This window comes from Sphingobacterium lactis (genome assembly GCF_011046555.1).
Taxonomy (GTDB): Bacteria; Bacteroidota; Bacteroidia; order Sphingobacteriales; family Sphingobacteriaceae; genus Sphingobacterium; species Sphingobacterium lactis.
In genome coordinates this window covers 2,511,778-2,525,328 of record NZ_CP049246.1, presented here as the reverse complement: position 1 = coordinate 2,525,328, position 13,551 = coordinate 2,511,778, and the positions used below count along the sequence as shown (strand labels likewise).

Here is a 13,551-nt window from a genome sequence, read left to right as displayed (position 1 = left end):
TGATTGATTATTCTAATGTTTTAGCAAATCCTATAATACAGATTGAAAGGATAATGGTCGCTATTCCTGCTACAATCGTAAAATAGGTGGCTTTTTTCACGCCTTTCCATTCCTTAAGGATGACTCCCCATGCATTGGAAATTAATATGATAAAAGCCATATGAAGTATCCATGAGCTTGCCCCATTTCCCATTTGGCTTTCTCCGATACCGTAAAAGAAAAATTGCAGGTACCATGTTGTTCCAGCAAGTGCGCAAAGCAAAACATTGCGAAGGATTGGTAATTTTGAATTGCTATAATCCCTGAAAGACCCATTTTTTATTAAAAGGTAAGCGCACCATATGAAATTTGTGGTAAAGCCACCCAACAGAATAACCACATACGTTACATTATTCTGGTAAAGAAATTCTCCTTCATTTGGATTCACGGTCTTCCATACTTCGTTAGCTACAATAGCCATATCCTTTCCTGCTTCAATAGCATAATTAAAGCAAGCACTTAATATTCCCGACACAATTGCCACAGTAATTCCCAACCCAAAGTTATATTCAGATTTTGAGTTTGGTGCCTCTTGCGCAAGGTCTCTTTCCTTCATCATACCGGCTTTACCGCATAAATAGACTCCAACCACACAAACTGCCAACCCAATCAAAACACAACGTCCCGCAGCCGTCGTTAGAAAATAGTCAATACCTTGCTTTCCAGGGGCTTTATTAAAATAATAATAGATTGCTGGCATCAGGGAACCGAACACCATGCTTAGTCCCAGCATGACGCTGCTACCTAATGAAACGCCTAAATACCGAACTCCCAATCCATAGGTCAACCCACCAATTCCCCATAGCAAACCGAAAAAGTAAGTATAGCCCAAGGTTGAATTTGAAGCATCAAAAATTATATCCAAAAAATTGGGGATGGTGATCCATGCAGCAAAAAACGGAACGATGATCCATGAAAATAGACCGCCTAAAATCCACATAGCTTCCCAGGACCAACCCTTTACTTTCTTGTAGGGTACATAAAAGCTTCCCGAAGCAAATCCTCCGATGAAATGAAAAAAAACGCTACTTATTGCATTCATTAAGTTTTATCCGAAATAGATTTATAATTAAAGCTGGTTATGAGCTTATGCCGTTTTGGCTATACACAAACTTAATTGAATTAAAGAGGTGCGGGTTATAAGATTTTTCCCACCTCTTATATGATTTTGACATCCATTCATAAATATGAAGACCTGAATGCGTCAATATTTAACTATAAACTACAATGAATTATTTTAACAATAGCTGGACATCTTTCAATCGGGACTGTGGTGACACGTGCAAATCTTGCACCTGTCCATTTATCAATTTCCCAGTGATAACGGTTTGTTGAGGGGCATGCAATTTAAAATCAACATCCCATTCCTTTGGCCAAGCTGGAAAAAGATAGATGGTATCTTCATGAACCTGCATCAACATCTCTTGAAGTCCTATCATGCCGGATCCTCCCCAGTTGTGATCAGGTACCCAATCAAATCCAGGGCCCCAAAAAGTTGGGAATCTGCGTTCTGCATCCTTTAATTTCAATGTGGTATAGCGTTTGGCTTCATCGGCAATACCTAGTCTTGCCGCAAATATGTTATCTTGCTTCCATCCAATATGGCTTCTGAACCTTAATACATCAGGATCATGCCAATAGGTGTTTATTGCAAGTTCAAGATCAGGCCGTCCAATACCATAAATTCCCCAAGGATATACCCCATACAGCTGAGGAGATTCGGTATTGTTAATGCGTGCCCATACTTCTGCAGGGGCTAACATTTCACGTCCCTCAACAATACGTGTAGGCAATGGTGGAATCTTTTTAGAAAATTCTTCAAGGTTTTCCTTTTCGCTTATTGTCAAATATTTATCTCCTAATTTCAGTAACCTGTCAGTAACTACTCGCAATGCAGCAATTGTTGTTGACGCATTATAGGCCATTTTATAGGTTTCGGCAGAGGAACCTGGGTAGATGACTAAATGACCCTTATCATTCAAAACTTTATTCCCTAACTGCTTTGCTCGATATTGATAATGTTCATCAAAAAACTGAATACAACTCAAAATCAAGGGCATATATTGCTGAATATTTTCCTTATTAAAATTATCCAATTCAAGAATCATCATACAGAATTCAAAAACGGTATCCCATTGGTATTCCAGCCATGCATTATACTCCAACCCCTTATCAAAGTTTGCGGGTCTCTTCCAATTATATTCAGCTGGGTTGGGCAGACCAAAATTTTCTATTTGCTCTGTAAAGCTCGCTCCCCCATGCCCCCAATAAACTTTTGATCTCAATTCAGCATTTTTCAAAATGCGTTTATAAAATTTGAACTGAGAAGGCATCATATCAAAATCACCTGCTTTTAACATTGGCCAGTAAACTAATCGCTGATTCTGTGCAGTATGTGTCCCACCTCCCCAATTTCTAAAGTCAGGGGTAAAGGTAAATTCACTATTGATACTTGATGGATCGAAAGTAAATAAGCCTCCATTAAATTTGGTTGGATATTCGCCATATGCATTACAGGCAAGCATAAACCGAAACAACTGGTAATTTCTCCCTACCTGCCACGCCTCATCCGCTGCGTTCCTATTTCCTGGAAAAATTTTAATATGACTTCTTGACCAAAATTCCCGCCACCAATTTTCATTCTCTTGCTTAATTGTCTTGTTCGCTTTTCTGGATGATGCGAATCGCTGTGTAGTTTGCTCCCACATGCTGGAAGTAGAATTAGCACCGACATGCAACGTGGTTTGGATATGATGATTTTTACGTGGTTTGCTACTTTTTAAACGCCACGATTTAAAGGGCGTATCCATATACTTACCCATTGCTGTGCCAAGAAATTCAAATCCATCGCCTTGGAGAATTCCTCCCGATATTAAATTCAGCAGCGGATTAAATAGAGAATCTTTTACACTTTCCATTTCCTGTTGCCGTACTACAATATCAAAAGCTGTGATATCCTTATTACGGTGGTAGAAAATGACTTGTTGTCTTTCGGAACGAATACTATCGCTATGGGTAATCACACGGTGAGGTGGAGCCCATTTCCATGAATTCATGTTATTTTCCTTTTTTAAGGGGTAAAGATCTTCATACCGCCAACTTTCATAAGCCGGTTCAACATCAATAGCCTTATTTGAATGCACTTCAATGTGGATGTTTGGACTAAAGACATCGACCCAAATAAATAGTTTAGCTTGAATGTTACCTTGTTCAACATTAATTTCGATCTGTCCCTTTTCAATTTGGAGTTCTTGTGAAAATCGTGAACTCAGCAGAAGATTAGGTGATAATTTAATTCGTAATCGACCTAACTTGAGCAAGGTATTATTTTCATCAAATGCTCCTGTTTTTCCAAGGTAAACCAGCAAATCACCATTTTCCACCCAAGCATTTAACCCAATATCGCCTCCACCAACGGGCATTGATTCCGAAGAATTTTGGCTTGCTGAGGTCCATTTCACATTGTATTCGGCAAATTGGCTATCCTGATCCTGACCTAAAACCTCCGTTCCGAAGCTCAACAGTGCCAAAAACAATAAAATATTCTTTAAAAGTTGTACTTTCATAACTGTTACTACCAATCATCTGAACGAAAGGACCCGACCGGAAGCCCATTTACTCCGAATAAATCCCCTATAACAAAATCTTTGAAGGCATAACGCACAGCCACCGGATTTTTAACCTGCTCGGAAGAAACAACAACCTGCTTTCCTACGATCTTTGCTTCTGCGGAATAAAACATGCGGTCTTCACCTGCGATTTCAAATGATCTTAACGGTTTTCCAAATGTGGTCAACCCCAGAGGTGCCTCAGTAAAAGAAACTTTAATCTGTCCATCGATTATTTCGATTTTCTCATAAGATGGACTTCGATAAAATATTCCTTTTGTGCCATAGGCATCTCCTAAAGCCAACAAAGCCAAACGATCACCGACCTCCCTTTTATGGGCAGGATGAATGCAGTTTTCTTCTCCTAGATCCAAAGTCACGGCCATGCCACTGTATTTAATTTTATTGAGCGATTTTCTCTGTGCATCCCGCAGGTAAGCGGAATTAAATTTTTCGCCGGCATGGTGAGGGGGTAATGATTTATAATCAAACGGTGCAATTTGTGTAAAATAAAATGGTAAGTTTTCCTGTTTCCAAAGCTTTCTATATTCCTCCACCATCTTGGGAAAAAGAAGATCATAGGAGCCCTCGCGTTCATAATTGGATTCCCCTTGATACCAAATCATGCCACGAATACCAAACTCAGCAATCGGATGAATCATTCCATTATATAACATAGTCGGCACTCTATTTTTATCCTTTAACCCCTCCTCTGTTTTTGGAACTTCCAAGCCTTCCATATCCGAAAGCCAAGATTGCTCCATCCAAGCTTCTACATTAGAGCCTCCATAAGCACTCAGGATTAATCCAATGGGAACCTCCAACACTTCGTAAATCCGTTTACCAAAAAAATATGCCGTGGCACTGAAGTTAGCTACGTTTTCAGGATTAGCAGTTTTCCAAGAACCCGGTTTACTATCTACTGCTGGTTTCAACACTGGATTCCGAGGAACGGTATAAAAGCGCAGTTTATCATTCGTTGACCCTAAAATAGCTTCCGTACTTCCGATTATTGGTTGACCAGGATATCCTTTTAAAGGCATCTCCATATTCGATTGCCCAGAACATAACCAGACCTCTCCAATAAGCACATCAGTAAGGACAAGACTTGTCTTCTGTGTTATTGTAATTTTAAAAGGTCCTCCCGCTTTTGGGGTGTTTATATACAGTTTCCAAGTTCCATCCTCAGATACCTCTCCAGCATATTCCTTGTTGTCCCATGAAGTTACAACTGTGATTCTTTCTTTTGGTGTTCCCCACCCCCAAATTGGAACACGGCGCTGCTGTTGAAGAACCATTTGATCTGTAAATAAAGCAGATAACCGAACCTGACTGATTGCTTGGAAACAATAACAGAAACTTATAATTGTAATTAGGAGCTTAATTTTCATGTGATTTTCTTTAGTGTTCTTGAGTGAACCAATGCAATGAAACTGGACCATTTAATCCCGCTGGCAAGAATCCCTTGAGATATTTACTTGGGGCTGGTGTTTCCATTTTCTTTACTTTAATATCAGGGTTTTGTGTTTCATACCAGAAACGGTTCCCCCATGTATTGAATACTTTGATCTCCAACATATTTCTCCCTTCTCTCAAAAATTCGGTGACATCTATTTCAAATGGATTTGTCCAAATCACTCCGACCTGCTTTCCATTCAACCAAATTTCAGCCATGCTTTCCACCGCTGTCAAGCTTAGCAGAATCCGCTCCGCAGCATGAGGCTTCTTCATGGTAAAATTCAATGCATAATTACCTTCTCCAGCGTGGTATTTTATGTCCGAATCGGAAAATGTTGTCCAGTATCGAGGTGTATCCATTTTCAAATCCTGATGAGGGACATCCTTTAACTTTAAAGTCCATTCACCCTTGATTATCTCCGACTTTTGTTTTTTCCATATTGGAGCATCGATAAGTACATCACTAAAAAGGATAAATTTAGATTGAGAAGGATCTAACCTTAACTTTAATGCCGCTCGATCATTTTTGCTTATATAAGTGATCGGTTGAATTTCATCACTTACGGCATCATAGAGGTAAGCATATTCTTTTTTTGATCGAACTGAAAGGTTTACTTCCCTAGAGGTGGTATCTTGATTTGCAATAAAATAGATTTCCGAATTCTTTGTGGTTCTATGGAGCCACGAAATTACTTCATTGTCTTTCTGATCGAAAATAATGTCTTCCTTTATTCCCAAATCCTCAAAACTAGACTCTAAAAATCTACCTACATAAAGTTTGCCCAATCCTAAATCTTTTGATCTCAAAGTGGTATTTCCAATTTTTTCGGATACCAATCCTTCCGATAGTTGCGATACCAGCTTATTGAATTTTTGAATATCTTCTTTTTCTAATCGCCCTTTATAACCTTTTGGTAATTCTTCAAAAAGTACCGTAGCTCCGTTATGGATAGTTTCCACTAATTTTTCAAGTGTTTTCAATGAAAATGTTGCACCAGTAGGATTTAATGTATGTTTTGAAGGAATTAAAATAAGTTTATAAGCTATATTATTACCTAAAACAAAGTCTCCGTTTATAACTTCCGATGCATTGGATAGTGCGTCTGGATTAAAAGAATCATAAGCATACCCACGTAATGGATCAACCCACTCTTCCGGTCTGTAGAGTCCTGCTGTGGTATTTACATCAGCTATTTTCCGCATTGGAATGCCTTTATTTTCAAGTTTCTTCTTGGTTGCTGCAACCCGATTTGCGCCAATAATGCCTGGAATAAAATTGATTAATCGATCTGGTAATATTGCCCTTCTAGGAATTTCATCACCAATGAATACAGCGATGTCCCGAACTGGCCTTCCTGATTGCAATAACTGATGAGACCGGATACCATAATTTACCCATTCTTTACCCGGTTTCCACCAAACTTGATCACGTTGAAATAAGATTCCAATACCATCCATGGTCATCCCAGGCTTCTTATCCATCCAAGGATTATGAACATACACATGATATACTAGATTATTGATTCCCTGCGCATAATTCCTATCCTGTACTGGTTTCAATAATCTTGGATGTTCATCCCACTGCATTCGGATTTGCGTAAAGGCCTCAGCCATCACTATATTCTTTCCATAAATATGTCCGGCGGAAACAGCATCCAACACATCGTTTGGTTTGTCGTGAGAAGGACTCCGGAACCAGAACTCACCCATGGTATTATCTGTAAATTGAAAATGGCTCAATCCGTCGCCAACCATCACTGGCGAAGTGGTCTCAGCAGTGAATTTCACACCATATTTTTCGGTTTTTGCCCTTAGTGTTCCAAACCCTTTTTCATTGAGCAATTCTGAAATTGTTGTTCTAAAATCGTACAAAAAAGCTTCTGATTCTTCAACGGAATTCACTACATAGCCAGCTAGAACTGGCCAAAATTGGTCGATGGAATAATTCCTTCGATTTCGAAATTCCGCTTCCATATCAGCGGTCCAAGTTTGGCTGCCGCATTCCCATGAATCAATATGATAAACAGTTAATACTTCATTGGCAATGTCCTTTGGAATTTTATTTTTCGCCATCCCATACCACTCTTCGAATTGAAGTGCCATCGCTTGTGCATTCAATTTATCTGCTTCCAAGCCTTTTCCAGCTCCAGCTGTTTCATTCCTATGTCCTGTAGAAGTATGTCCTATTCGCAATATCTTCCAAATCCCTTTTGGAAGATGCACATCCATATTACCCTTGTCATCAATCTTCGGTGTTAAGACCTGTATTGCATCCGCCTCGATAATGTCTTCGCGATTTATATATGTACTATCGGTAAATTCCGATACACGCCAAATCTCCGCGGTCTTGCTCTCAAATTGGTTGACTTTAGGCTCTTCAAATAGCGTAATTCCTGTGAGTTTAACGGAAGGTTTCCATTTGGCTACATCAAGATCTTCTGCTCCAGGTTCAGAACCTTCAGGATCATAAACGAAACGGAAATATTTTGCTGTTGTTTTAGGAATCGTATGTGTTACACCATTATCCCAATCCAACCAACCCATGCGTGGCGATTTTAACTGAACTACTTCGTTAAAATGCTCACCATCTACACTGGCAAAAATTTTCATCCTATTGACTTGATAATTTGAAGCGTTCCAATCAATTTTAATTGAGTTACAGGTAAATTCCTCCTCAAATTCAAATTGAAACCATCCTGGCTTGGAACTGGCAAAATGGATGCGATTACCCCGTTTAGCAAGACGAGACAAATCTTCTCCATAACTACTGCTTACTTCCACCTTTTCATTATCACTTCTTCGGTATATTTTTTTGACAGGATAGGCTAAAATTCGAAGATCTTTATAATAATTCTCCAAAATTTCAGGCTGTGGCATTTTTATGCTTTGGCTGTCTTTATTTGTCACTTGAATTATGGTATCAGCAGCAACGATTTTCTGCATGGACATTTCGGGCGTTATCCATGGCCCACCTGCTGTGGCAAAACCATCATTCGGGAACATAGCAATCTGTATCCCAAGCCTTTTTGCCTCAGTGGTCAGATAGGTAAACATATCCCACCATTCCGGGGATAAAGTCTCTGTCGGAGGATTAAATAAAACCGGTGATTTTTTATCTTTTATAGGCGTAAAGTAGGCTCCAGCAATATTATTTGCTGCCATTGCCTCAAGATCAGCCTTAATTCCTTCCTTTGAATAACTTGCATACATGAAATACCAGACTACCCATGGTTTAGCATTGGCATAGGAATCTTTTGCAAATGGCACGATATGCTCTGGAATACCTTTTATTTGACTTGTAGCCAGATTAAAAGTACACAAAACCATAGCAAGGCTTATTAAATTTCTAATTAAAAATGCCATCATCGTGTACTATATTGCTAAATAATCAATTTCGTAAGATCTATTCGGTTCGATCTTTAATTCATACATTTGGTCGCCAATGTCTAAGAAAGTTCCTTGTTTGGATGTTGGTCTTTTTTTGCTTTTCAGCTTCAGGTTTCCAACTCCTGTATCTGCTTTAATTTTCACTTTATTTTTAGTGACATGTAGATTAATATCACCATTTGGCGTTGGTACTTTCCCTTCCATCCAATTCATGGATGCTAAATGGGGCTCTACCACATACGTTTGATACCCTGGAGAAGTCGGCTTTACACCCAGGTAATATTTCCCCAATAAATATATCGGACTGGCTCCCCAAGAATGACATAGACTTTTCCCATATGGCCGCCCATACATACTCAGATGGTCTATTCCAGATTTCGCAGGATTGTATTCTTCCCAGAATGTTGTGGCGCCGAGTTGGAGCATACCCCCCCAATAATCCTTCATCTGTTGAAAAACTTCATCTTGCTCACCAAGAACACATAAAGCCTCTAATTCATAGAATCGCATGTATGGGGTCATGATCTTTTGGACTTCATCTGACAGAAGAACATTCTTTTTTACACCGGCTTGCTGTTGTGGATTCAGATAGTCAAAGAATATAGCAAACATATTGGTATATCTTGTTACATCATCAGTCTGTTGACCATCGACACGGCTATGGACAAAAGCCTGTTTATTCTGATTCCAATAATAATCCATAAACTTATCCCTCATTAATGAAGCTTCTTTGGTAAATGCAGCTTTATCTTCCTGTTGACCTAAAATGTCTGCGCACAATGCCATGGTTTCTAAACTTCTAGTAAAAAGAAGTTGTTCAAAACTAACTTCTCCTTTTTTACTTAACCCCTCTGCCCAATCTATAAAAACCCAATCTCCGGCAAGGCCTTCCAATAATCCGTCCTTATTGCGACGCTTCATGACAAAATCCATAAGGGTTTTCATCCGCGGATAGATCAATGCAATAAATTCTTTATCTCCTGAATATTGGTAATAATCATAAATACTTAGGAACCAATAAAAGGTATAATCCATAATCGTATTTATATGCGTCATGGTTGGTTCCTTCCCTCGTAGAGCTAGAATTGTACGTTTGACAGTCTCTGAATCAAATCCCAAATAATAATTCATTGCATAGGATTGGTAAGCGTCTCCACTCCAAATCCAACGATCTCGCTTGATTCCATCGATATAAAATTCGCGTGAAGTCAATTCCATTGTATATTTTGAAACCTCCCAAATTCTATTCATTTGCTCATCAGAACTTTTAAAAAACCCACGATCTTCTACAGGAAGGTACTCATATTGCATGGAGACTTTATCAAACGCCACATTACCATTGGGTACAACATAAACATATTGAAACCCTTTCGAGTTTACCAGAGTAGAATCCTTTGCTTGAGGAAGGTTTACGTTTAATACATCTAACGTTTCGCCATGGTTAGTATCTAAAGCCTCTTCTTTTGACTCGCCATAATATATTCCAACCTTACCGTTTCCTTTGAGTATATGAAGTGTAAGGAATCCAAACGTATTTTTACCGAAGTCGATCAGCGTTCCTTCTCCTATTTTACTGGAATTAACAGCCTGTTCCAGACGCGTTGGCAATTTAAAAGCAGAAGGTTTTTTGTCTAAAGAGTTGAAATTCCAAGTTCCTGCATTGACATAAATCGTACCTGATTGGCTGGATGCCTTACCAGTCTCATCGATCCATTCCTTATCTTCAAAAGTTACTTTCCAGTCCTTATCAGTGGTAACCTGCTTTCCTTCCACAAATAAAGCTGGAACAGTCTGTTGATTATACACCTTAATATTTATTTTTTGTTTTCCGGCATTAAGCGCCACCTTACTAGGCATACCAGGGAGCATTTTCCCATTTACTTTTACATTATATTTACCCTCTGCAGCAATGGTTATCTCTTCTGGAGAGGATAGTTCAAATTCTTTATGAAATTCCACCAATACATAGTGTGAATCCATTCGCCAAAATGGGGGGAAATAAGTTTCTCTTTCTGTCCGACGATTTTGCATTTCATTACTGAGCCAAATTTCAAAATCTCCCGGATACCAAATCCAAGTGGGACTTTGTTGGGCAAATACACTATTTAAAAGAAAAATTAGACTGAAGCTGAAAAGAAGCTTTTTCATAACAAGAAACACGATTGAAATGGTTTATAATTGGCCATCAATTGACAATCTAAATTGCCAATTCAATGGGCTGGCCAATAACAAACTTAAATAAATAGAATGCGCAGCACTTATATGATGTTCCCCAGGTCTTGTATGATATTACCATTGAGAAATGAGGTATAAAAAAATCGCTGGCCATAAAATATGAGCCAGCGAAATTGCATTATGAAAAAGCCTAATAATCTCTTAATTTATATAAGTTTCGGTCAGCTGAATATTAGATATAAGATAATCATTGTAATAAACAATAACAACCATGCAATCTTGACCTTTAAAACAGGTCTTTCCAATACGATAACTTCATTTTTACCATATCCAATTTCAAAATTAGAAGGTGGTATTACAAGAGAAATAATTATACCGATGAACAGTAATAGAATAAACAGATAAAAAGACAACATTAAATAATGCGGCCAAAAATCATACTGATCCTTTGGGAACACCCAGAGGAAACAGACACCTACTCCCAGACTTAATACTGAACCAAATGTTAATATTGTATTAATTGCAGCTTTATTTGCTCTTCTCCATAAAACAGCCAATAAAAATACCGCAGTCAATGGCGGGGCTATAAATCCAAGAATCGACTGAAAAACATCAAATAAATTAAGGCCTTTTATCTGATCGATAGCAATGGCCATCATCACCGCAATAAAACAACCTGCAATGATACAGTAACGTCCTACTTGCACAATCTGTTTATTATCAGCATTCGGATTTATGCGTTTCAGGTATATATCCATTGTAAATACAGTGCTTAATGAATTTAAAGATGATCCAATAGTTCCCACCAGAACGGCTATGAGGACTACGATGACCAATCCATTTAATCCTGTTGGAAATAGTGTGGTAACCATGGTCATGTAGGCCAAAGATGGATCTTCCAATCCAGGGAATAGAACAGAACAGATAATGCCTGGTAGGATGAACAATGGCAAGGATAATATTTTAAGCCAAGCAATAAAATTCACCCCCAATTGGCCTTGTTCCAGATTCTTCGCACCAAGAACAGATTGCACCATAGCTTGATCTGTACAGAAGAATGCAACAGCCGCAACGGGATACCCCAACAAAATTGCATACCATGGATAATCCGGATCGGAAGCAGGTCGAATTAAGGTCCAAAAATCCGGAGGTGTTTGGTCAACCAATGCACCCCACCCCCCTATTTTGGAAAGTCCTAAGCCTGTTAAGAGGGCTGATACGACAATCAGGAGAATCATTTGAAAAATATTGACCTTAGCAACCGTTTTTAGTCCTCCCGTGTAAGCGAACAATCCTGCCAATGCGACTAAAAATGTAACCGATTGCCACATTGGAATTCCAAGGATCTGACGAACCAAAAATCCTCCGGCAAACAGGCCCAGAGAAAGCCAGGAAATTAACATTTTTACCAATGAATACCAAGCTAGGATGGTTTGTGTTTGTTTTCCATAACGAATGCCCAAAAATTCTGGTAGCGTGCGCACGCTAGAAGCTAAATACCGTGGAGCAAATACGACTGCCAACAGAAATAGAAAAATAAATGCATACCAATCGAAATTGACCGCAACCATCCCTGTTACATACCCCACGGTTGCAAAAGCTAATAACATGGAAGGCCCCACGTTCGTTGCCCACATATTAAATCCTATACTATACCAACTTAATGATTTATTGGCCAAAAAATGTCCGGCACCTTCGGCTTTTTTTCTGGAGGACAACAAGCCAATCAATAATAAAGCGGCTAAGTATGCAAATACAATGATGTAATCGAATAGCGTTAGTTTATTTAAGATTGAATTCATGCTAAATCACTTGGGTTTATTCCGAATCGGGCCAGAAGATCTTTAGGGGAAACAGGTTTTCCTGTTTCCAAAGATTCATCCATTGCTTGTAATAACGCTATTGTACCGATTCCTTCTTTCATATCCGGGAAAGCCTCCGTATTGTTCAAAATTGCTTGAGCAAAATATTCTAGATAATTCTGATATTCCCCTGCATGATGACTTTTGCCTTCAAAACGGAAATAATGTTTCAGTTTGTGTTCCCAAGTGATCATGCGTTCTTCCCCTGTATTATCTGTAATTGCATACCGTAGATCCATGTAGTCCGCTTGGCTAGCCCCATTGGTCCCTCGGAGAATACAACTCATTTCACTATCGCGAGTTACCGGTTGAATCGGTCCGGTATAGGCCCCACTAACCCTAGCGACTCGACCATCTTCCGCTTTAAAGATAAAATGCATGGTATCATAATTTTTTAAACCTCCTTTTTGTCCATTACTACTGAGCATGCCATAGCCCATCACCTCCTGTATATTCGGCAAATACCATCGAATAAAGTCAACAGGATGACTTAGGCCACCATATAACCATTTAAACTTTGATTCTAAGGACCATGGCTTCTCTAAAAACCACCTGTGATCGGCATGGTAATAGCCCTCAATGGTTATCAAATCACCAATTAATCCAGCTTCAAAATCCTGCCGTTGTTTCCTAACTGGCTCAAAGAACCGTGAACTTTGGCCAACGAAAACCCTTTTATTTCTATCCTTTGCCAATTGCAGTAAATCCATTGCATCGGCCAAATTATCGATAAAAGGTTTTGTACAGATAACATGTTTATCATGCATTAATGCCTGCTTTATATGGCTGGCATGTAAATGATCAGGAGTATAAATAGCAATGGCATCAATATCCTTATTGTCCAGCATGACTTGATAATTATTTGTGTAGGCATGAAAATCAAATTCCTTGCTTCTTTTTCTTCCTAAGTCTTCATTCAGATCACAAACCTGAATCAAATCCAACAACTCACTTTGTAGGGCGGCAGACATTGTACTTCGGCCCTCACCTAAACCTAAAATCCCTAATCTTAATTTTTTCAC

At 38.9% G+C, this 13,551-nt stretch carries 7 protein-coding genes; all 7 read right to left on the bottom strand.

All coding sequences use genetic code 11. The features are described from left to right. Positions 1 to 7: 7 nt before the first annotated feature. Positions 8 to 1,081 carry an L-rhamnose/proton symporter RhaT gene (rhaT, locus tag G6N79_RS10990; RefSeq protein WP_103907587.1) on the bottom strand — a complete coding sequence of 358 codons (1,074 nt, stop codon included), beginning with the start codon at positions 1,079 to 1,081 and terminating at the stop codon, positions 8 to 10. Positions 1,082 to 1,271: 190 nt separating this feature from the next. Beyond that, positions 1,272 to 3,605 carry a DUF5703 domain-containing protein gene (locus tag G6N79_RS10985; RefSeq protein ID WP_103907588.1) on the bottom strand — a complete coding sequence of 778 codons (2,334 nt, stop codon included), beginning with the start codon at positions 3,603 to 3,605 and terminating at the stop codon, positions 1,272 to 1,274. An 8-nt stretch (positions 3,606 to 3,613) separates the two neighbouring features. Continuing rightward, positions 3,614 to 5,038, bottom strand: coding sequence for a sialate O-acetylesterase (locus G6N79_RS10980; protein ID WP_103907589.1), 1,425 nt, complete (start codon positions 5,036 to 5,038; stop codon positions 3,614 to 3,616). Between the two features lie 10 nt (positions 5,039 to 5,048). Next, positions 5,049 to 8,471, bottom strand: coding sequence for a glycosyl hydrolase (locus G6N79_RS10975; protein ID WP_103907590.1), 3,423 nt, complete (start codon positions 8,469 to 8,471; stop codon positions 5,049 to 5,051). A 6-nt stretch (positions 8,472 to 8,477) separates the two neighbouring features. Beyond that, a complete protein-coding gene (locus tag G6N79_RS10970; RefSeq protein ID WP_103907591.1) occupies positions 8,478 to 10,640 on the bottom strand; it encodes an alpha-L-rhamnosidase-related protein in 2,163 nt (720 codons plus the stop codon). A 248-nt stretch (positions 10,641 to 10,888) separates the two neighbouring features. After that, entirely contained in the window at positions 10,889 to 12,469 is a 1,581-nt protein-coding gene (locus G6N79_RS10965) for an SLC5 family protein (protein WP_103907592.1), read from the bottom strand. Beyond that, a complete protein-coding gene (locus tag G6N79_RS10960; RefSeq protein WP_234993263.1) occupies positions 12,466 to 13,551 on the bottom strand; it encodes a Gfo/Idh/MocA family protein in 1,086 nt (361 codons plus the stop codon). Before G6N79_RS10960 ends, G6N79_RS10965 begins: the two co-directional genes overlap by 4 nt.

Coding starts and splice junctions, on each gene's coding strand:
- G6N79_RS10985 (WP_103907588.1), bottom strand. CDS start 3,605: ATGAAAGTACAACTTTTAAAGAATATTTTATTGTTTTTGGCACTGTTG.
- G6N79_RS10970 (WP_103907591.1), bottom strand. CDS start 10,640: ATGAAAAAGCTTCTTTTCAGCTTCAGTCTAATTTTTCTTTTAAATAGT.
- G6N79_RS10975 (WP_103907590.1), bottom strand. CDS start 8,471: ATGATGGCATTTTTAATTAGAAATTTAATAAGCCTTGCTATGGTTTTG.
- G6N79_RS10965 (WP_103907592.1), bottom strand. CDS start 12,469: ATGAATTCAATCTTAAATAAACTAACGCTATTCGATTACATCATTGTA.
- G6N79_RS10980 (WP_103907589.1), bottom strand. CDS start 5,038: ATGAAAATTAAGCTCCTAATTACAATTATAAGTTTCTGTTATTGTTTC.
- rhaT (WP_103907587.1), bottom strand. CDS start 1,081: ATGAATGCAATAAGTAGCGTTTTTTTTCATTTCATCGGAGGATTTGCT.